This window comes from Oceanospirillum beijerinckii DSM 7166 (assembly GCF_000422425.1).
Taxonomy (GTDB): Bacteria; Pseudomonadota; Gammaproteobacteria; order Pseudomonadales; family Halomonadaceae; genus Oceanospirillum; species Oceanospirillum beijerinckii.
On sequence record NZ_KE383828.1, the window covers coordinates 279,380 to 301,566 of the forward strand.

13 protein-coding genes are annotated in these 22,187 nt (G+C 46.4%); 5 read left to right on the forward strand and 8 right to left on the reverse strand.

Annotation, left to right across the window (positions count from 1 at the left end):
* Positions 1–37: 37 nt before the first annotated feature.
* Together H579_RS0119840 and H579_RS26785 are read right to left on the reverse strand one after the other, a co-directional pair.
* Positions 38–1,066: an NADH-quinone oxidoreductase subunit B family protein gene (locus tag H579_RS0119840; RefSeq protein ID WP_051228014.1), complete on the reverse strand. Its 1,029-nt coding sequence runs from the start codon at positions 1,064–1,066 to the stop codon at positions 38–40.
* Positions 1,063–2,460: a PAS domain-containing sensor histidine kinase gene (locus tag H579_RS26785; protein WP_211224760.1), complete on the reverse strand. Its 1,398-nt coding sequence runs from the start codon at positions 2,458–2,460 to the stop codon at positions 1,063–1,065. The genes H579_RS0119840 and H579_RS26785 overlap by 4 nt, the downstream gene beginning before the upstream one ends.
* Before the next feature lie 464 nt (positions 2,461–2,924).
* Here H579_RS26785 and H579_RS0119850 point away from each other — a divergent pair, with 464 nt between their 5' ends.
* Complete coding sequence (locus H579_RS0119850; RefSeq protein ID WP_028302098.1) at positions 2,925–3,491, forward strand: HupE/UreJ family protein; 567 nt, start codon at positions 2,925–2,927, stop codon at positions 3,489–3,491.
* Between the two features lie 99 nt (positions 3,492–3,590).
* On the opposite strand, the gene H579_RS0119855 is transcribed toward H579_RS0119850, so the two are convergent.
* Together H579_RS0119855 and H579_RS28185 are read right to left on the reverse strand one after the other, a co-directional pair.
* Positions 3,591–5,669, reverse strand: a complete 2,079-nt coding sequence (locus H579_RS0119855) for a bifunctional diguanylate cyclase/phosphodiesterase (RefSeq protein WP_028302099.1) — start codon at positions 5,667–5,669, stop codon at positions 3,591–3,593.
* A gap of 170 nt (positions 5,670–5,839) precedes the next feature.
* Positions 5,840–9,685: a PAS domain-containing hybrid sensor histidine kinase/response regulator gene (locus tag H579_RS28185; protein WP_169449725.1), complete on the reverse strand. Its 3,846-nt coding sequence runs from the start codon at positions 9,683–9,685 to the stop codon at positions 5,840–5,842.
* A 449-nt stretch (positions 9,686–10,134) separates the two neighbouring features.
* Here H579_RS28185 and smrA point away from each other — a divergent pair, with 449 nt between their 5' ends.
* On the forward strand, positions 10,135–10,743 hold the full coding sequence (gene smrA / locus H579_RS0119865) for a DNA endonuclease SmrA (RefSeq protein ID WP_028302101.1): 609 nt from the start codon (positions 10,135–10,137) through the stop codon (positions 10,741–10,743).
* A 136-nt stretch (positions 10,744–10,879) separates the two neighbouring features.
* Here the strand turns inward: smrA and uvrB are convergent, their stop codons facing one another.
* Positions 10,880–12,901: an excinuclease ABC subunit UvrB gene (uvrB, locus tag H579_RS0119870; RefSeq protein ID WP_028302102.1), complete on the reverse strand. Its 2,022-nt coding sequence runs from the start codon at positions 12,899–12,901 to the stop codon at positions 10,880–10,882.
* A 198-nt stretch (positions 12,902–13,099) separates the two neighbouring features.
* Between uvrB and H579_RS0119875 the strand changes: the two genes are divergently transcribed.
* Positions 13,100–14,284 carry a pyridoxal phosphate-dependent aminotransferase gene (locus H579_RS0119875; protein WP_028302103.1) on the forward strand — a complete coding sequence of 395 codons (1,185 nt, stop codon included), beginning with the start codon at positions 13,100–13,102 and terminating at the stop codon, positions 14,282–14,284.
* A 186-nt stretch (positions 14,285–14,470) separates the two neighbouring features.
* On the opposite strand, the gene H579_RS0119880 is transcribed toward H579_RS0119875, so the two are convergent.
* Positions 14,471–15,007 (reverse strand): YaeQ family protein, encoded by a 537-nt coding sequence (locus H579_RS0119880; protein ID WP_028302104.1) that lies wholly within the window; start codon positions 15,005–15,007, stop codon positions 14,471–14,473.
* A gap of 287 nt (positions 15,008–15,294) precedes the next feature.
* Between H579_RS0119880 and H579_RS0119885 the strand changes: the two genes are divergently transcribed.
* The gene (locus H579_RS0119885) at positions 15,295–16,122 is read left to right on the forward strand and encodes a substrate-binding periplasmic protein (RefSeq protein WP_028302105.1); all 828 of its coding nucleotides are present in this window, start codon (positions 15,295–15,297) and stop codon (positions 16,120–16,122) included.
* A 64-nt stretch (positions 16,123–16,186) separates the two neighbouring features.
* On the opposite strand, the gene H579_RS26795 is transcribed toward H579_RS0119885, so the two are convergent.
* Entirely contained in the window at positions 16,187–18,103 is a 1,917-nt protein-coding gene (locus H579_RS26795; RefSeq protein WP_051228017.1) for a putative bifunctional diguanylate cyclase/phosphodiesterase, read from the reverse strand.
* Positions 18,104–18,219: 116 nt separating this feature from the next.
* Positions 18,220–20,850: a putative bifunctional diguanylate cyclase/phosphodiesterase gene (locus tag H579_RS0119895; RefSeq protein WP_051228020.1), complete on the reverse strand. Its 2,631-nt coding sequence runs from the start codon at positions 20,848–20,850 to the stop codon at positions 18,220–18,222.
* Positions 20,851–21,078: 228 nt separating this feature from the next.
* Here H579_RS0119895 and H579_RS0119900 point away from each other — a divergent pair, with 228 nt between their 5' ends.
* Complete coding sequence (locus H579_RS0119900) at positions 21,079–21,576, forward strand: Lrp/AsnC family transcriptional regulator (RefSeq protein WP_211224761.1); 498 nt, start codon at positions 21,079–21,081, stop codon at positions 21,574–21,576.
* Positions 21,577–22,187 lie beyond the last annotated feature (611 nt).

Genomic DNA, 22,187 nt, shown 5'->3' on the forward strand with positions numbered 1-22,187 from the left:
AAGACTCTGCCATAAAGTACTTTAATCACAAAGGCTGCTAGCCACGCTTTTTATGGATCGTCGGTGGTACGATTTTCAGCTCTGATACGGCATTATCCTTTAAACGGGCCGGTGTCGCGGCTTTGGATAAAGATGCCAGCGCGACAAACCAGGCTTTAGGCATATCGGTCGGTAAGCCGATAGGAATACCGGCCAGCTTGGGGGTCTGTTGGAAATGATGGCGCGGGCTTTCAAACTCTGGTGCCGTGCAGTTAATACAGGCATAACCGCCGCGGGTACAGGAACCTTCACCGTTCCATAACCGGGTATTGCAGTCCGCATGGGCCTGAGTCCCCATACAACCCAGGTGTTCCATCATACAACCCAGTTGACCATGGGCCTCGGCACTGGCTTTGTATTCATAGTATTCATTACGGGGACAGCCATGATGTACCAGCTGTTCGGCGTAGTGTTTGGGCCTTTGGAAGAGATCATAGTTAGCCTGATCCACTGGCATAGCCACCAGTTGCATCAATGTTTCGGTGACCCAATTGGGATGAGTTGGACAGCCTGAGATATTGATTACCGGCAAACCACCGGCACTGATAAAGTCACGGCCCAGTAGTCCACCGGAGTGCTCACCTTCAAACTGCAGCCCTGTGGCCTCAGTCACATTATCTTCTCCACTGCCAATACCGCCAAAGGCAGCACAACTACCGACCGCGATTACCTGCTGGGCTTTACTGGCCAGTTCTCGCACCCAGTGAATCATAGGTTTACCCGTACCACCCAATATATGGAAGCGCCCACTTCCCTGAGGGCCTTGTAACATAGCGCCTTCGATGCAGAGCAGATCCAGCCGTTGCTGATCATCCAGAATATCCTGTAAAAGCTGCTGAAACTCCTGATTACAGGCTTCGCTTAGCGAGGGATGCCACAGTAGCTCAATACCCATCAGATCCAGTGTAGATACCAGATCAGGACTTTCGGCACATAACAACGACATAGAGCAACCGCCACAACCACCGGACTGTAGCCACAGGAGGGTTGTCTTCGCGGGCTTTAATGTCTCTGTAATCGATGTCATCCCTGCACCTCTTGTTGCTGAGAAAGAGAAGTCTGTGCAGGAGATGATATTAACGGCTCAACCGCTTGCTGAGGCAATACCAGGGTAAAGCAAGCACCGCCATCAACACTGTTAGTCGCCACTAACTGACCGTGGTGCTCTAGGACGATGCCATAGCTGATCGATAGTCCAAGGCCGGTACCCTGGCCCACTGGTTTAGTGGTAAAGAAAGGCTCAAACAGTTTATCCAGATACTCTTCTGGAATGCCCGAACCACTGTCGGTAATCTGCACCTGAACCCAATTCTGTTCAGGGTAGCTCAACTCTACGGTCAATTCAGGCTGGTCACAGTTCTCCATGGCATCAATGGCGTTTTGTACCAGATTCATCAGCACCTGTTGAATCTGACCAGGGTGACCATAAGCTTCTGCCTGTTCCGGTAAGTGAGTATTTAATCGCAACTTGTCGCCCATAGGTTTTGATGTCCACTGCAGAGCGGTTTGCAGAGTATGCACCAGATCAAACTGCTGACGACCGCTGGCCTGCCCGGTAGAGAAGCGGCGCAGATCCTGAACGATGCTTTGTACCCGCTCCGCCCCTTCAAGAGTGCCGTCAACCAAGGGATCAAGGTCCTTCACAATACGGGCGATACGCAGCTCTTCGGCAAGCTGCTGCAGCTGTGCTCCACTGACGCCTTTTTGAGCCTGATCTAAAAACTGCAATAAGCGCCGGGCATAGCCCTTTAACGCGTGCATATTGCCGTACACAAAGCTGATGGGGTTATTCAGTTCATGGGCCACACCTGCCACCAAACGCCCTAGTGATGCCATCTTTTCAGCATGTACTAGCTGCTGCTGAGTACGTTTCAGCTCTTCATGGGCTTCATTGAGTTCGTGATAAGCTCGTTTTAACTCGCCGATAGGACGACCAACAATCACCAGGCCATCAACACGCTGACGGTCATCAAACAGCGGTGTGCAGTTCAGGCTAAGCTCCAACGCATCACCACCCGGCAGGCACAGCTTGACCTCACAGTCATTGAGCGTGGCTTTGGTAGGGTTCTGCATCAATTGAGAAAAACAGATCTGGTCACTGCAAAACAGTTCGGTCAGTTGGCAGCCGGTCAGCTGGTCATGGGGCAAACCCGTTAATTCGGTTAAGGCGGGATTAAACTGCTTAACCAAACCCTGACGGTCAGTCACTACCAGAATATCACTCATCGCCTGCTGTACGCTGGCCATAAACTGATGGGCTTCTTCCAGAGCCTGGTTTTTCTCTTCGATCTCAACCTGATATTTCACCAGATCCGCATAAACTTCATCCATCTTCTGGATCACATCGATCCAGGCTTCATCCGTTGCTCCTGTGGGCAAAGTTTGCTCGGGAAACATTGTCAGCTCGGGTTTCTCTCTCATAAAAGGATTTAGTCCATTAGCAGCAGATGCAGATTTTACGCCAGTTTTTTATTCTTATTTGGGTTTCTTACAATGCGATACCGTATCTATTCCGCTTCCTTACATCTGGATGAGAAAACTCAGTAGAGGGCCCGGGATAATACCGCGAGAAAACGCCCCACAAGGCAATCATCAGGGAAGAGGATTCAACTTCAATAAGCCATTACACGTAGCAAGCCGCTTACCATCACTAGACCACTTCGCTATTTCAGTAACCACTTGCCCCCGTCTTAGGTACTGCTAACAGTTTACCAGAGCGCACCCTTTTAGGGCTAAAGAGTGAGTTAAGAAAGATACTTACCCAGCTGGCATATCCCTTGCTTTAAGAGATATAGGCAACATAAAACCCCAGATATGCGGGTAATACCCAGCTCTTTAAATCACAACAAACCATGTCTCTACAAACAAGACTATAAGGAATCGACATGCTGAAAAAAACTCTATTTGCTCTGGCGGCGAGTACTCTAATGACTACACCTGCATTGGCTCATAGCGGCCATGATGTTTCCAGTATCGCCAGCGGCCTGCTTCACCCATTAACAGGTCTTGATCACCTGCTGGCTATTTCGGCCATTGCTATTTGGGGTAGCCGACAAGAGAAAATTAACCCCCTAGCTTTGATAATCGCTTTTCTGTTTATGATGGCATTGGGTGGTGTACTGGGTATTCAAGGCCTGCTTATTCCTGGAGTAGAAAGCGCTATTATCGTCAGCGTACTGGCTTTGGGTCTGCTGATGGCTCGTCAGGTTCAGTTAGGTACAGCAACCGGTATTGTCATGACTATGGCTATCGCCTTTGTGCATGGTCAGGCCCATGGTGGCGAAGTAGCTAATGCTACTGCCCTGGCTTATATCGCCGGATACCTGATCAGCTGTGCGGCACTGATGGCTGCTGGCAATAAAGCGGGTCAATGGTTAAACCAACGTCCACGCCTGACACTGGTGCTTGGATCTGCCGTTTCTTTGACTGGCGGTGCAATTGCGCTGGGTTAAGCGATCTATGAAGTCAAACAGATAAAAACAGTTCTCGCCTAAAAGATCCGGCAACTGCCATTGTCGGGTCTTTTTTACTGACTATCCTTTATTGCTCTTTTAAGCGGATATCTGCATCTCAATAGCAAGCAGCTGCTCTTCGGTTGGTAAACCTTTGGCATACTTAAAGCCTTGTGCGACCTTAGCACCCGCCAATTGAGCCTGTTGCTCTTCATGCTCGTTCTCAATACCTTCAACAACAGTGCTCAACCCCAAGTTATTAGCCAAAAACAGCAGGCTTTCAAATAAGGCAAAATCGCTGGGGTCACCAGAACACAAACGTGCTGTATAGCTACGATCCACTTTTAAACCCGTTATTGGGAATTCTTTAAGATAGGACAGTGAGGCATATCCAGTACCAAAATCATCCAGCATAATAGCCACACCAGCAGACCTTAAGCGACTTAGCTGCTCCAATACGATCTGATCTTTCTCTAATAATGCGGTTTCTGTCAGCTCGACACTGAGAGCCGCTGGATCGACGTTATGAGCCTTCATCCCCTTGATTAACAGATCCGCCACATCATGATAAAAAAACTGTGCTGCAGAAACATTAAGCGATACTTTGACCTTATGCCCGTGACTTTCACATAATAGAGGAATATCCTGCAACACCTGCTCAATTACAAACTCCCCCAACTCCTGCACTACTGGCGACTCTTCAGCTATGGGGAAAAACTCGGCAGGACTGACAAAGCCCAGCTTATCATTTTGCCAGCGCATCAGAGCTTCATAACCGACCACATTACCTGTAGAGATATTGACCTGGGGTTGATAAACCATAAATAGCTCCCCCTGTCTGCGCGCTTTAAGCAAGGCCTGTTCCAGTTCATAACGACGCTGCAAGCGAGCGTTCATCTCATCTTCAAAGTACACCACACGATTTTTACCGCGGACTTTAGCTTCATTCAGAGCAAGGGAAACATGATGTTGAATTTCTGAAATATTACAGGTATTTAATGGGTATATCGCAACACCGATACTGGCCTGCATACCGTGCAAAGGATGGGCCTTATCTTGAGCGGGATTAAACACCGTCATAAGATTCTCTGTCAGCCCATGTACGCCATGTCGGGAAATATCTCCTAAAAGTATGATGCCAAACTCATCCCCACCCAAGCGAGCTAAGTGAACATCTTCTCGTTTTACGACCCACTGCTCGCACCATTCATCCAACACCTTGCCGCAGTGCGCGACCATTTTTTTCAGTAACAGGTCACCTGCGTGAAAACCCCGGGTTTCGTTAAACCACTTAAAGTTATCCAAATCGATTTGCAACAGTGTGATTTTTCCATCAGGTTCATCAGTGACATAATCAGAAATTTGTTGTTGGAAAAAGGTTCGATTACCAATCCCCGTCAGCTGATCATTAAAAGCGAGCGTCTCGATATTACGTACATTATTTTGAATCTGGGCCGCCATATTTTTAAAAGACAGCCCAAGGCGACCAAACTCATCCCCTTTCTTTAGGATATCCGGCAGCTCCCAACGCCCCAGTGCCAGGCTTTGAGAGTAGTCCATTAATGCCTGTACAGGACGGGTCACAGTATTAGACAACAAAGCACTTAGAATCAGCGCCAGTAAGCCAAAAGCAACAACCATATAAATTAAGAACAGCATAAACTGCTGCTCTGCACTCTCAAGTACTGTGTTAATAGCCTGCTCAGTTTCATAAACCGAGCGTTTCACCGGAACCAGGGATAACCAGAGTAAAACACCCCCGACCTGCTCCCCTTGATGTAAAATGGGCTGATTCATCAGTAATTGATTATTCAGTACTCTGAAGCCAGCTTGTGAGAGAGATATGCGCACGGGCAGTAGAGGATCAACACTGTTACCAAAGCTATCCAAGCCTGGAGTGCCATCATGCAAAACTTCATAATTATCGTCACAAACCAAAGCCTGACGCACCAATGGTGTTGCAGAAATCAGCTTCAGTTGCTCATCAATCGCTGATAAATGCTGGTATTTAGCGGGGGTTGACAGGCTGGATGCCAAAGACTCTAACAGCACTTCACTGCGTGAGATCACCTCATTGACCAAGGAGTCATGCACTTTTTTTTGACTAACATCAGAAATAGACTGATTTAATCGCTGTAGTTCACCGTATATAGCTGCGGAAAAAAGCAACATCAGCATTAAAGCACCGGCTGAAAACAACAGTAAATAGCGAGTTCTTATTGGAATCCTATTCATTATAGAGCGCTTTAGCTACAAGTGACATATAGAAAAAATCTTATTTATCAAAAAGATGGCAATTATTCTGCCACATTATGACGCATCATAGATAAGGATCTCTAACCGCGTCCTCAGCTTCTGTATCGTTCTATGACTGAAATCAATAGCTCGACATCCAATGGCTTACAGAGGTAGTCATCAAAACCCTGTTCAAAGGCTTGATCAATAAACACTTGCTCCACATGACCACTCAGCGCCACGACAGGAACATCTTGCCCCTCTGGCTGACTACGAATCACTTGCAGCACTTCAGAGCCAGACAAGCCCTGTAAGTTCATATCCAATAACAATAAGTCTGGACTTTTATCCAAAAACAGCCCTATACCTTCTTCTGCATCTGCAGCCTGACGCACATTTATCTGGCCAAGACGCTCTGAATATTTCAGTAATATCTGCTGCAACATGCGACGACTCACACTGTCATCTTCGATATAAATCAGGTCAAACTGCGCTGCGCTGTTTTGACCAGGAAAGGCGATGACCTGAGCGCCTTTCACATCAACACTTTCTTTATTACGGTCTCGCGCCCCTAGCTGAGTCGACTCTGCCACTCCCATTTCAAGCAGCGTCACCCGGGAATCAGAGGCCTTATTTATCGCTTCCGATTCCTGTAGTAAAGAGTCTGCCAGTGGTAATGAAACCGTGAAACAACTGCCTACGCCGATTTCAGACTCCACTTCAATAGTGCCATGCATAGCTTCAACAAGATGTAAGGCCAGAGCCAGACCATTGCCTATTCCCTTAGCGTCGATACCCTGAGCTGCTTCAAAGGGCATAAAAAGTTTGTCTAAAAACTCACTTTCTATACCACATCCTGTATCAATTACTTTGAAGACCCCAAAGCCATTCTCTTTCTCAAGACTCACCGATAACACACCTCCATCCGGCGTATACTCGATGGCATTATCAAGTAAGTTGTTGATAACCTGGGCCAAACGTTTCTCATTACCCTGCACGTTAACAACTTCAGATGACAAATTAAGGTCTAATCTCAAACTTTTAGTATCAATTTGATCAGCATATTGACGGGCGCATTCCTGCAAGACCAGATTCACATCTACAGGGCTGAGTTCAACAGCAATCTGACGACTTTCCATTTGTGCAAGGTCCAGAATCTGCTCCACAAGTGCAAGCATCTCTGTTCCTGAGTTAACAATTTGCTGTATATGGAGCAGCTGCTCATCATCCAGACTCTCTTCATCCATTGCAATCAGCTGACCAAAACCCAAAATGGCATTCAGTGGCGTTCGGAATTCATGACTCATACGGGATAGGAACTGAGTTTTGGCCTTACTGGCCAGCTCAGCTCTATGTTTCTCATGCTGTAGTTTCTGCTCCGCCAGCAAACGCTCCTGATCATTTTCATAGCCCGCTAGAATCGTTGCACAAGTGGCAACCCAAGGCTCTAGTAAAGTCATATCCTGGCTCAAACCGCAACTATCAGTTAGAACCAGGGTAAACATCATCTGTATCTCATCTGAAGATAAAATAGGCAGCAGCATAACACCTGACGACGTAGTCTGGCGTTTAGACCATTGTGACTTAGTCGACATACTCTCAAATCCCAGAAATTCAGGCTGTAAAGACCGCTCATGGGCATGCCACTGAGCCAGATAGCTCTCTGACAGCATCTGTATCTCTCGATAAAAGTCCTCTGGCCACAAACCTTCCTGACTTGTTTTTATTTCAGCCAGTGGCTCGCATTTCAGCTGCTCTTGCAACCGAGGGGTCACCAGGAAACAACCATAATCTGCCTGCATTAATGTCATCAGATCATGCAGCTGGCCCGTCAGGTCTGGGCGCCTCTCTTTATTACAGATAAAGCGCGTCTGCATAGTAGAAATATAAGTGAGTAGGCGGTTATTAAATTGCTGGATAAACTCTTGTTTCTTACGCTCTGTTATATCCCGCACCAGTACCATAATTTTTTTGGCCGAGGTTCGGGCAAAGCGCAGTTCCAATATTTGGCGGTGCAACTCAACCTGACGGGTGACTTCACAGAAATAGCGAGCATCCGCATCACAGGCCTCATCCGTTAAGACACTCTTCAGTACTTCTCGTGACAACGCTGGGAACAGATCAAACAAGCTTTGCCCATCCTGCAAATGACGCAATAAAGGGCCACTTTTAGGCTGCTGAAAATTCAATAACTCAAAATGGGAATTTAACAACAATAACAGATCGGGCAATGATTCCAGTAAAGCTTCGTTCTCTGCTTCTCTGACAACTAACTCCTGAGAAGTCACTGACAGCTTATCTGCTAGCTGAACACTGTTTCTGTGCAACTCAGCTTCCAGCTCTTTCCGAACACTGACATCACGCGCAAATACACATACATAAGCATTAAAACCATCTTGATAGAAGCTCATATGGCTTTCTGCCGGAAAGGAATATCCGGTACGCTTCATTAAACGGGATTCCAGCTGTACCCGCTCGCCACGGCGCACCCTATCCCATAAAAGATGCCAACCATCGACACTCAAAGAGGTATCGACATCCTTCAGACGTAACTCGCCCAGCTCGTATTGATCGTACTCTAAAGTGGCTTGGGCAGTCTGGTTCGCAAAAACGATCTTGCCATCATGATCAACCCATAAAACTAACTCAGCAGCTTGGTCCAGTGCTCGACTACGACACTCAAGCTGCATCTCCAGTGTCCGTTTCAGTGTCACATCATCCAGTTCGATCACTACGCTTTCTAACGGGAATGCATGTGTTTTTATATGACACGACAACCAGCGAACCGCATCGCCTGATCCCCATTGCCCAACATATATTAAATCATTTTGACTCATTAAAAGATGAGATAGGTCCGGTGCATCATCACCCTCAGTGGTTTGCAGGGTGAGCATAAACTCCAACAACAGAGTATGAATTTCACCTTTACCAACGGGGTTAGATCCGGCCAACATCTCAGCTGCCTTAGCGTTATAACTTAAAATATCACCACGGCTATCCAACAGTAACAGACCTCTATGCCCCTGGTTATACACCAGTTCAACCAAGGCATCGCTATCCATAACGGCTTTCTGAGCCCGAAGACGCCAAGCCAACAATACGACCAAACCTGTTAATGCCGCCCCCCCTGTCACTAACATGATCCAGTGTGTTATAGACAGTTGCTGACTCAGCGGCCGGGCCTTATACAACACCTTAAACTCAAGGGGGAAACCGCTCCCCGTCCAACTGGCAGTAATCTGTCCTGCAGTAGAAACTTTCCATTCTCCCAATGACATCACCAACTGCTCTCGGGACAACACTTGTAACGCCTGCACATCTTCATGCAATACATTACGCAATAATTGACTCGGTTCTCTCTGAGTATTAATAGCAAAAGACAATACGGCCTGCATGCCATGGCTGGATACCACTGGAGACGCGATCAACAACTGGGGCTGTCCTGTCGCGTAGACCCCCATTTCCGTCCTGCTGGGATCAGGGCTGTTATAAGGTAACAACCACTGAGTGCGCCCTTTCCATAACGGTGAGAAAACAGAGGGAAACTGAGCAATCGGAGATTTCAGACCTAAACGCTTATTACTTTGAGAGGCCCTCACGTATCCCAAACGACCGATAACAGCGTAATCATCAATTTGATTGGATTTTAATAAGGGCGCAAAGAAGTCCCTGAGAGCGACCTGCGCAGGCCTCTTAACTAAATCAACACGATTAGCAGGTAACTGATTCAGCTGCTCAGAATATTCGATCACCTGAGGAAAATGGGCCCATACCCCCACTAAACGTCTTTGTCCTTCAATCCAGTCCGTGACCAGTTCATTACTGATCTTGAGTAGCTCAACCGCCTGTTGTTTTCGGGCCTCCAGCTCCGCATGCTGCAGTAGATAAAACCCTCCACCCGCGACCAGCACGATAATACTTAAGACCACGGGTAACACCCATTGAGATCGCTTTTCCATATGCATTGTCATACCTTGAAACCGGTGATCTGGTTAAACGGTTGATATTGCCATGCTGCCACTGCGCCATTATCTCTCGAGCGAAAAAATAAGAGCTATATCAGTGCTATTGGCCTGAACAAGTAAAGTTTTTCGGCTAGTTAAAAAGGTTTGCTTCGCTGCAGGTAAAGTCTCCACCAAACTTACAACACCGGTGGAATTTAGCTCTGAAACCCTACTATTGAATCGCTTTATTATTTTCCAATATAGAAGCCTGTCCACGCTATCACAACGAGCCACGCCATCACTTCAACCATTAATGCTATAAAAAATTTCTAATACTGCCTTTAATTCAATCAATTATAGCCCTATATAAGCATTCTTGGGAGCATCTAAAAAAGCTCATTGGCATGAGCTGAGCAGGCATACCCCTACGAACAATGAGCAACCTGAAGTAATTGGAGAGTGCAATGGCTGACCAGGACGATGACCTGGACTACTTTATGCGTGAAATGCGCGGTGTGGTCCCGATCAAAAAAGAGAACAAAGTGAAATTAAAAACCACTGCAAAAGAGGATGCTCAAACTCTAGAAGCCCGTCGGCTGGCCGCGCTGCAGGAAACCGAAGAAGACAATAATTTCCTGTCTGAAGAATACGTTGATCTACTGGGCCCCTTTGATCCGGTAGAATACAAGAAAGACGGTGTCCAGGAAGGGGTTTATAAACGCCTGAAGCAGGGAAAATACCCCGTTGATGCCGCCTTAAATCTACAGAAAAAGCCCGTTGAAGTGTGTCGTGGAGAGGTGTTTCAGTTTATTGAAGATTGCTATAAACACGATATCCGTGTTGCCCTGATTACTTTTGGTCGTGGCGACACCCCTCAATCTCTACCCTGCGTGGTAAAAAGCTATCTTGCCAAATGGTTACCCCAGTTTTCTCAGGTGATTGCAGTAAACAGCGCACTCAAGACGCAAGGAGGGATGGGAGCCTTGTATGTACTACTGAAAAAGAGTGAAAAGCAGAAAGCGATAAACCGGGACCGTCACATTAAGCAGGGCCGACAGCCGAAAAATGGCTAAATAGGCTGGAGGCTGGAGGCTGGAGGCTGGAGGCTGGAGGCTGGAACATATTTTTGAGCGGTGAAGAGAAAAATCAAACGGGCCAGGGTTAAAACCTCTAGCCCGTTTTTTAGGATCAGAAAGAGGATAGAAGCAGTTACTGCATTAACTTAGCATTTAGACGCTGAATCTCATCTCTAAGCTTAGCGGCCAGCTCAAACTCCAGATTACGAGACGCTTCGTACATCTTGTCTTCCAGCTTACCAATTTGTTTCGCCAGATCTTTTGGTGACAAGGTATCCGCACTAACCTGATATTCCACAGCTTCTTCCGCAACCTTGCGTTTCTTGTTACTGATCTTCTTACCTGGAATCTGTGCGCCTTCCAGAATATCTGCCACATTTTTCTTCACGCTTTGCGGTGTAATACCCTTGGATTTATTATGAGCAATTTGCTTTTCCCGGCGGCGCTGAGTTTCATCAATAGAACGCTGCATGGAACCCGTGATCTTATCGCCGTAAAGAATCGCTTTACCATTCACATTTCGAGCGGCACGGCCTATGGTCTGAATCAGGGAGCGATCGGAACGCAGGAAACCCTCTTTATCTGCATCAAGAATCGCCACCAGAGACACCTCTGGCATATCCAGACCTTCCCGCAATAGGTTAATCCCCACCAACACATCAAACTCACCCAGGCGCAGGTCGCGGATAATCTCCACCCGTTCAACAGTGTCGATATCTGAATGCAGATAACGCACTCTTACGCCATGCTCAGACAGATAGTCAGTCAGATCTTCGGACATACGCTTGGTCAGAGTGGTCACCAGCACACGATCCCCCATGCCGACACGCTCGTTGATCTCAGACAGCAGATCATCCACCTGAGTACTGGCCGGACGCACTTCAATTTCGGGGTCAAGCAGACCGGTAGGACGTACCACCTGCTCAACGACCTGACCTTCATGTTCCGCTTCGTAGTTGCCCGGTGTCGCAGAGACAAAAATCATCTGCGGTGAGATCTGCTCCCATTCTTCAAATTTCATCGGACGGTTATCCAATGCCGAAGGTAAACGAAAGCCATACTCAACCAAGGTTTCTTTACGGGAACGGTCACCCCGGTACATAGCACCTAGCTGAGGCACAGTCACGTGGGATTCATCGATAAACAACAGCGCATTATCCGGCAGATAATCAAAGAAAGTCGGTGGCGCATTGCCCTCACCACGACCTGACAGATAGCGGGAGTAGTTTTCGATACCGGAACAGAAGCCCAGCTCCAGCATCATCTCTATATCGTACAAGGTACGCTGCTCAATACGTTGCGCTTCCACTAACTTGTCATGTTTACGGAGCCACTCAATACGCTCACGCAGCTCATCTTTGATCTTTTCGGTGGCGTCAATTACCGTTTCACGAGGGGTCGCGTAGTGAGTTTTGGGGTATATAGTGACCCGCGGCAATTTGCGCAGCTGTTCACCGGTCAGCGGATCAAAAATAGAGATCGATTCTACTTCATCATCAAACAGCTCAACACGAACCGCTTCTTTTTCCGATTCCGCCGGGAATATATCGATCACATCGCCACGAACCCGATAGGTGGCACGACGGAAATCCAGATCGTTACGGGTATATTGCAGCTCGGCCAAGCGGCGCAACATCTGACGCTGATCAATACGGTCACCCCGATCGATATGCAGCACCATCTTCAGGTAGGACTTGGGGTCACCCAGACCATAAATGGCGGATACTGTAGCAACAATCAAAGAATCCTGACGTTCCAGCAAGGCTTTTGTCGCTGACAATCGCATCTGCTCGATATGCTCGTTAATGGAAGCATCTTTATCGATAAAGGTATCGGATGCAGGCACATAAGCCTCTGGCTGATAGTAGTCATAGTAGGAAACAAAATATTCCACTGCATTATCGGGGAAAAACTCCTTAAACTCACCATATAACTGAGCAGCCAGTGTTTTGTTGTGAGCCAGAATAATGGTCGGACGCTGAGTTTTTTCAACGATATTGGCCATGGTAAAAGTCTTACCAGACCCGGTTACACCCAGTAATGTCTGATGCAATAAACCACTGTCCAGGCCCTGTGTTAATGCCTCAATGGCGGCAGGCTGATCTCCAGCAGGTTTAAAACGCGAATTAAGTCTAAATTTTTTCTGATTTTCCATAATTTGGCAGGTCAAAAGCTCGTTTATTACATCATTAACAGGAAAGACAACTAAAATAGCAATTTAACGTTGTAAGCGTTGATAAACACACACTTTTTTACCGTTTTAATACTTCACGGCAGGCCATCATCTCTGTATGATTTGACCTGCAAGAACGCCTATTTTCTGACTGAAAATATTTATTTTGAGGATATCAGCTTGGACGTACAACTGTCAGATCGCGTACAGTCAATTAAACCATCTCCGACTCTAGCGGTCACCAACCGTGCAGCAGAACTTCGCGCAGCAGGCAAAGACATTATTGGTCTGGGCGCTGGCGAACCTGACTTCGACACCCCACAACACATTAAAGACGCTGCTATTGAGGCCATTACCAACGGCCAGACAAAATATACGGCAGTGGATGGTACGCCAAGCCTGAAAAAAGCCATTATTGATAAGTTTAATCGCGATAATGGTCTTCAGTACGAAGCAAACCAGATTCTGGTTTCATCCGGTGGTAAGCAGAGCTTCTTCAATCTGTCGCTGGCTCTGATCAACCCAGGCGATGAAGTCATTATTCCAGCACCTTACTGGGTCTCTTACCCAGATATGGTAATCGTAGCAGAAGGCAAGCCGGTTATTATCGAGACCGGAGCAGAAGCCCGCTTCAAAATCACTGCTGAGCAGCTGGAAGCGGCCATTACGCCCAAAACCAAACTGGTAGTACTGAACAGCCCCTCCAACCCAAGTGGTATGGCTTATACCCTGGAAGAGCTGAAAGCATTGGGTGAAGTGCTGAAAAAGCACCCACACGTGATGATCGCTTCTGACGATATGTACGAGCATATCCTGTGGACTGAAGAGAAGTTCTGCAACATCCTGAATGCTTGCCCTGAACTTTATGAGCGCACTTTTGTACTGAATGGCGTTTCCAAAGCCTACAGCATGACAGGTTGGCGTATCGGTTACGCAGCGGGCCCTGCGAAAGTAATTGGCGCGATGAAGAAGATTCAGTCTCAGAGCACCTCTAACCCTTGTTCGGTCTCTCAAGCTGCGGCAGAAGCTGCACTGAACGGCTCACAGGCATGTGTTGCTGAGATGCTGGTGTCGTTCAAAGAGCGTCACGATTTTGTTGTGGGCCGCCTGAATGAGCTACCCGGTGTTAACTGCCAGCCAGGTGATGGAACTTTCTATGCTTTCGCTGACTTCTCTGAAGCGATTGCCAACTTCGACGGTGTTGAGAATGACGTTGAGCTTGCTGAAGTTTTACTGGAGAAAGCAGGCGCAGCACTGGTTCCAGGTTCTGCTTTCGGCACTCCAGGTTGTATGCGTCTATCCTTTGCTACCAGCAAAGAGATTCTGACCGACGCTCTGGACCGTCTGGCAAAAGCACTGGCATAGTAGCCTGCCTGGCTTGCGGCTTAAACTGCTTTAAGCCGCACCAGAAAAAGAGCAAAAGAAAAGCGCATGCCCAGGCAATGCGCTTTTTTATTCGCCTCTGAAAGCAGTCAATTAAAGGCAGACCGACCTAGGCCATCTCCAGCCTCCAGCCTCCAGCCTCCAGCCTCCAGCCTCCAGCCAAAAAGCTTACATCCAACTTTCTGGTGTGACTTCAACCGTCTGCTCACCGCAGTTCAACCAGGCTGTACCATCCTGAATGGTAATCTGAAGCTGCATAGTTCGCTGCGTCATTGCCGCCAAACCATCAATCACCGCATCCGGGATATAAACCACTTTTAGATTACTAAAACGGGTTAGCTTGTTTTTGATCTGTTGCCACCAGACAGGTGCAGCATTATCACCGTAGGTATACAGAATGACCTCTTTAGCACGGGCTGAGGCTTTACGCAATCTCTTCTCATCAGGGCAGCCCAGTTCGATCCATAGCTCGATCTCGTCAGACAGGCTCTTTTTCCAAACCTCAGGCTCATCATCCTCAGATAGCCCCTTAGTAAACTCCAGACCTTCTGTAGCATTTAATACCCAGGCCAGAATACGCAGCATCATGCGCTCATCATTCTCAGACGGGTGCTGAGCGATTGTCAGGTTTTCATCCAAGTAAACACCACGGTCCATATCAGCGATGCTGACCGATGCTTTAAATACCGTTGCTTTTAACGCCATAGGGCATTCCTTATTATTTATTTCGTTGGCGCGAATATAAAGTGCAAACCCAAAAAGTACAATGCCATCAGCCAGTTATCGTTCACAAACTTGCATTGACTCGACTCAATATTGATACCAATGTATATCACCATTACGTATTGGCAACAGCCACGGAATATTACCCCTTTCTTTAAAAATGTCCCGTTACTGCTTCAATAGCCCCCTAAAATTTTGATTAGAACCTTAACAAATATCTTTTTAGAGCCGATAATAACAAATACAGTTCGATAACATGGACATAGCAGATGCCCTTGAACCTTACCCCATACCTGTTACAGCTGCTTTTAAAAGCATCCCCACAATATGGGACAAAACTATCTCGCACACTGGTAATCGGACTGGCTGCGCTACTGATTAGCCTGCATTCACTAAGCACCAAAGCTGAAACACTGACCTTTCTTGTACAAAACTCTCAACCCAAATACTTCCTTGATCAGGGTGAAAAGCTGGGCTTATGCGGGGAAATCTATTTTCAACTGAGCAAAAAGCTACAGCAATATGATATAGACGGTACTGTTCTCCCTCATTATATGCCCCTAAGAAGGATATTCAGTATGGTGGAAGCTGGACCAAGTTATGTTTTCTGCGGCAGTTCTCGTACTGCGGCCAGGGAAAAGCGCTTTGGCTTTATCAATATCCCACTCTACCTTATCAGCTATGTCCTGCTAGCCCATAAGGATGAAGAAGTCGATCCGGCAAGTTTTGCTGAACTAAAGGCAACTGAGGGCATCATAGGGACATTATTTGGTACACGCTCGGCCCAAGGCCTAAAAGACCAGCTCGGCCAACAGGTCAATGACAGCTTTCAAGAGCTTGACACCCCACTGCGCATGATGAGCGCCCCTCCCTATCGCTTACGCTACTTTTATTATCACGACCTGGGTCTAAACTACCTGGCTAAGGAATCGGGGCTGCCATTAAAAGTGCTGAGCAACCGCTTTAAAACTCACCCTCAATGGCTGATCCATAGCAAAGATCTCAAACCTGAAACTATTGAAGCTTTATCGACAATCATGGCTGAAATGGAAACAAGCGGAGAACTTGACAAGATTGTGAAGAAGTACATCTATTAAAACCACATAGAATACCCTCAAGAGAGGGTATCAAATGTTAAACAGATGATCCCGAGAGAACTACTTAGCTATAGTCTTTTAGCAGATCTGCCAAAGGCATAGGACGGGCAATACGATAACCTTGACCGATATGACAACCACTGTTTTTAAGAAACTCCAGTTGGCCTTCAGTCTCGATTCCCTCTGCGACGACTGACAACCCAAGCCCTAAGCCCAGACCAATAATTGCATTAATAATGCTTTCACTGTTCTCTCCCTGGCTCAGGTCACGGATAAATGTCTGATCAATCTTCAGGGTTTTAACTGGGAAGTGTCGCAGATAGGCCAGAGATGAGTAGCCAGTACCGAAGTCATCAATCGCCAGCTCGACTCCCAATTCCCTGAGGTTAGCCATCGTCTGACACGCTTCATCAACATCCTCAATCAGCATACTCTCTGTAATTTCAAACTCAATCAACGCTGGATCAATCCCAGAATCACCAATGATCCCTGATATTGTATCGACCAGCTCTGGATTACGGAATTGACGCACAGACAAGTTAATGGCGATCTTTAACGGCACATCACGCTGCTGATTAATGGTTTGGGTATCTGAAATAGCCTGACGGATAATCCATTCGCCCAACCCTCGAATCAAGCCCGTATCTTCAGCCAATGGAATAAAATCACCGGGAGGAATCATACCTCCACCCGGCTGGGGCCAGCGCAGTAACGCCTCCATTCCCATCAGATCACCTGTTTTCAGATCAACCTTAGGCTGGTAATACATCATAAACTCATTGCCAGCCATCGCCTTACGTAGCTTGGTTTCTAAACGCACACGTTCAGCACTGCTGCGATTCTGATCATCAGAGTAGAAGCGATACCCACCTTTGCCTTCCTGCTTGACCCGATCCAAAACTGCCTGACTCTGCTGGATTAACTCCTCTTCCTCACAGGCGTTATCCGGGAAAACAGAAATCCCCATACTAGCGGAGAGATACACTTCTTCACCATCGACATGGAAAGGTTTTTCAAAAGCATCAGTTAAACGACGTGCAACAACAGCAGCATCTTCAGGCTCACGCAATTCACTGAGGATAAAACTAAAATCATCCCCCCCCATACGCGACATCATATCCGCATCACGCTCAATGCGTTTTTCCTGGCGGGCCAAAAGATCAGTACAGCGGATACAGAGCTTTAAACGCTTTGCCACCTCAATCAGCAACTGATCTCCTTTGTCAAAACCAAAAGCCTGATTGATCAATGTAAAACGGTCGATATTCAGCAGGATCAAACCGGTTTTACTGTTATGGCGGGTTGCAATATTAAATTCATGGCCTAAGCGATTTCGAAATAGTATTCGATTCGGCAGATCAGTTAGAGGATCGTAATGAGTTAAACGTTCCAGCTCCTGCTCTGTCCTTTTTTGATCAGAAAGGTCTGTAAAAATAGCAAAGTAATGGTTAATATCACCATGGTCATCACGCACTGTCTCTATAGACAGATACTTCATAAAATGACTACCGTCGGCACGACGATCCCATACCTCACCTTCCCAGTAGTCATCCTCATTCAGCGTCTGCCACATATGCTGATAAAAATCACTATCATGGCGCCCAGACTGATTAATACTGGCTTTTTTACCGCAAACATCTGAGCCCAAGCGGCCAGTTAGCCGGGTATAAGCAGGGTTGGTGTAGAGAATCGTCTGCTCCGCATCCGTTATAATAATGGCAAAATGTGCCTTCTCTACGATACGGTTAACCAGCAGTAGACGCTTGGAGGTGTCTTTATGCAGACGTATCTCTTCCTGCAGACGCCGCCTGACCTGATTTAACTCTTGTGTACGAGTTTCAATGCGCTGTTCCAGCTCTCTGTGAAGCTGTATTGCTTCTGGCTGATAATCCGAATGCTGTTCCTTCTCTACCCGCGGCTCTAATTCGAGCTTAGCCACGGTACTGACCTGAGTATCCATACCTGCGCCTTTCTTCATCATCACCTAGAGCTTATTTATCGAATCTTCTAAAGACTTTCAAACTACCATGTATCTGACGAGCCTTGTTACAAAGACAACTATTCAGATAACAAATAACCACAAAATCAATATCTCTATTACATTAAATGACTCACATCAGTTTCACCAGCTTTTTTTGCACTATCAGAGACTTGCACCAAATCAGGCAAAGGTCGACCCAGATAATACCCCTGTGCATAATCAATCCCCAGCGCCCTCACCTCAGCCATAATTTCCTCGTCTTCAATAAACTCAGCAATGGTTTTAATATTCAGGTTCTGCGCCAGGGTGACAATACTTTTCACAAATGCCATATACTTTTCATCCTGCAGCATATTTCGAATAAATTCGCCCTCAATTTTAATTACATCGATTGGGAAATGTTTAATGTAGTGAAAAGAGGAAAAACCCGAACCAAAGTCATCAATAGCAAAGCTGAAGCCCTCCATCTTCAAATCCAGCACAAACTTCTCCAGCAGAGTCAGATTACTTACCGTTTCACGCTCGGTCAGCTCAAAAACAATACGCTCAGGCACAATGTTGTAGTCCAGTGCCAGCTGGTGGATGTGAGCAATAAACTCACTCACAATCAAAGATTTGGGAGAGAGGTTGATAAACAGAATCCCGGTATATCCCTGCATATTCATCTGTTCAAAGGCTTTTTCAATCAGGATATAGTCCATCTTATGAACGACCCCAATACCCTCAGCAATATCAATAAACTCACCTGCGGGTACTATCTTGCCATCCTGCTCAATACGCATCAGCAACTCGTGAATCAGCACCTCTCCGGTTTCACAATCCACAATCGGCTGGAAGAAAGGTACAATACGCCGCTCTTCCAACGCTCTGAGCACCATAATGTTCTTTTCACCTACCTCTCTGAAGACCTCTGCCACTTCATGCTCATCAGGGATGGCAATAGCATTACGTCCCATCTTTTTGGCTTTATACATCATATTATCAGCCATTAAGAACAGGTCATGAGGGTTATCCGCATGAGTTGGGTATAAAGCGATGCCGACCGAAGTCGTTGCATGCACAGGAGAACTATCAGGTGCCCTGAGCACCAATTTCTCCAAGTTAGCTCTTATACGCTGGGCCACCAGATGAGCCTGTTCCTCCGATGCCTCGGGCAAAATCAGGGTAAACTCATCGCCACCATAGCGGGCAACCATATCTCCTGGACGAACCGAATCCTCCAGTATATGGGCAAACTCCTGAAGAAACTGGTCACCAAAAGCATGACCATGACGATCATTAACCAGCTTAAAGTTATCCATATCCAGCATTAACAGGGCAAAACTCTCCTTGTGGCGCGTTGCACGGCCAACCTCATATCCCAGTAGTTCCTTAAACATCCGCTGATTATGCAGGCTAGTGAGAGGATCACGAGTCGCATAGTATTCCAAATCCTTCGTATACTTGTAGATCGCTTTTACGGAGCCCACCAAATTCAGTAAAGTGGTTAAAATACCATCAATAACAATATGGCGAATGGGGTCAGTCGCCAAATCAGACTGAACACCGATACCGACAACTCCCCCAATCTTAGGTGCCTCCAACAACAGCGATTTGGTTTGTAACTCGATATCTTCCGGGGTGAGTTGATGCTCTATATCTGCATCCTCCTCACTGGCGACATGGTGAGTAATACTAAGAATTATTGTCCCTTTCTGGATATGAGTATTGCCATCCATTTGCTGATGCAGATAGGTCTCAAAGTCCTGCTGAGTCTTCTCAGAAACATTTTTGTACCAGAAGACCTCCAGCTCATAACCCTCTTCCTCCACTTGAAAAATCGTCACCAGCGTATGCGCTGTAATAATAGTATTAATATCTACCAGCAGGTCCTTTATAAAATCCCGCCAGTCCCGGACCACATCAGAGGTGATAATAAACTTACTTAGCAAGCGAATCTCAAACTCAAGAATCTCCTTATCCACTGCCACATCTTTCAGCTTCTCCATCAGCTGCCCAACATGAAGAAAAGCCTGATTAAACTCATCAAAGTAAAAATCAAAGTTAGCAGCATTCAACTGCTTAAAATCTTTTACTGTTTCAATGGGTGCTAAACGGTTTTTAAACTGCTCCATCGAACGTTTGATCACTACAGCCAGGTACGCAGACAAACCGAACGCTGCCACCATAATCAACATGGCAAACAGCACAAACAGTGCGATATTGTTCTGGCGCATTTCAGAGCTGATTCCCTTCAGATTCTGGCGTAGATCAATCACCCCCAGAGTATCCCCAACTTCTGCGTTAACATGGCAACGGGTACATTCCTCTCGGGCAATCAAAGGGAACAAACGACGGATCTCCCCACCCTGATTAGTCACCAGCTCAACACCATCGGAGAAAATCTGGTTCAACGCTGGATCAAACCCAGGCTGATCTATTACACCAAACAGTGCTTCAACTTTAGGCCCACGGTAGATCTCAATCTCGTATGAACTGTCTGCCATCACCGATTTGGTGGATAAGATAAACTCTTGCAAATCCTGCCGGGTCCAACCCTGACGCATCACCTGAAACATTGAGTTAAAAGTATTCTCAGCGATGGTCTGAGAGGTTTCCTCCGCCATCTTGTGAATAATGTTTTCGTATAACAGCGCAGCAGTCAGTGTCACGCTAAAAAACACGGTCAAAGAGACAGCCATAATTGCCGCTAGCACATAGCCCCGTAACGTATGGAAAAAATTACGGATCTGATTGATAACATTCATATTTTATCTTCTCGGGAATAGCATATATGCATTTAAGCATGGCCCTATCTGTAAATAGATGACACAACTCAACAGAATTGAATACCTATGACATATCCTTTCGTTATATAGACAGCGGTTCTAATTCCAGACAGAAAGATGAAAACCAGAAAATTTCACTTATAATCCAAGCATTAGCCAGAATAAAAAACCAAAAACACAGCCACAACAAGAAAAGAAACTACAACAATGATGTATCAAGCTGCCGCTAATCGTAAACTCGACCGAATCGATCGCAAAATTTTAACGGAACTGCAACAAAGTGCAGATATCAGTAACTTAGAGCTCGCAGAACGGGTTGGCCTATCAGCCTCACCTTGCGCCCGTCGCGTTAAATTACTGGAAGAAGCTGGAATCATCAAAAAGCGTGTCACCCTATTAGACCAAACTGCACTGGGCTTAGATCTCACCATCTACGTACACGTATGTCTTGAATGCCAAATCCCGGAACGGTTGGAAAACTTTGAGCGAAAAGTAATGAACTACGACGAAGTCATGGAATGCTCACTGATTACAGGCAGCGACGCCGACTTTCTGCTGAAAGTCGTTATGCCGGATATGGCTTACTACGAACACTTTCTACTGAAAGAACTGAATAGAATCGAAGGTGTGACCAGTATTCGCACAAGCTTTGTACTACGCCGTGTGAAAAGCAAAACCGATATGCCACTTAATCATATTGGTTAATATTGCCAGAAGAGAAAGAGGTTATAGACTGGAGGAATTGATTTTCGCTTAAACCGAACTTTCTGCCGATACATTAAAATCAGGTCTGTTGGTCGGTATGGCTACCGGCCTCTTTGCAATGACATTGATGCATGTCTAACATGAAAGCCTCGACGCGGCAGGCCACCAACCCACAAACTTAGAATATTCTAATATATTAACTTATACCTTTCGCGATAAGTTTTGATATATGGAGCTCGTAGGTCGGATAAGCGAAGCGCCATCCGACATCTATCTCAATTGTCGGAAGGCGCCTTGCGGCTTTTCCGACCTTGTATCTCTCCGGAAATCAGGGTTAGCTACCTTGATGACCTGTAGAGTCCGGTGATGTTGGTTCCGACCTTAGTGTTTGACGCTGTAATGTAGATAAACGCCCAGACTCTCATTGTTCTCATACATTGAATGGTATCCAAGCACCTGTTTTCAGTGATGCTGCATATACAAGGTAAATGAGAGATGCATTATATAGGTATTGATATTAGTAAAGCTAAACTTGACTGCTGCTGGCTGCGTGATGTCGACAAAAGCAAGTTTAAAACCAAAGTTTTCAAGAATGTATCGACAGATTACAA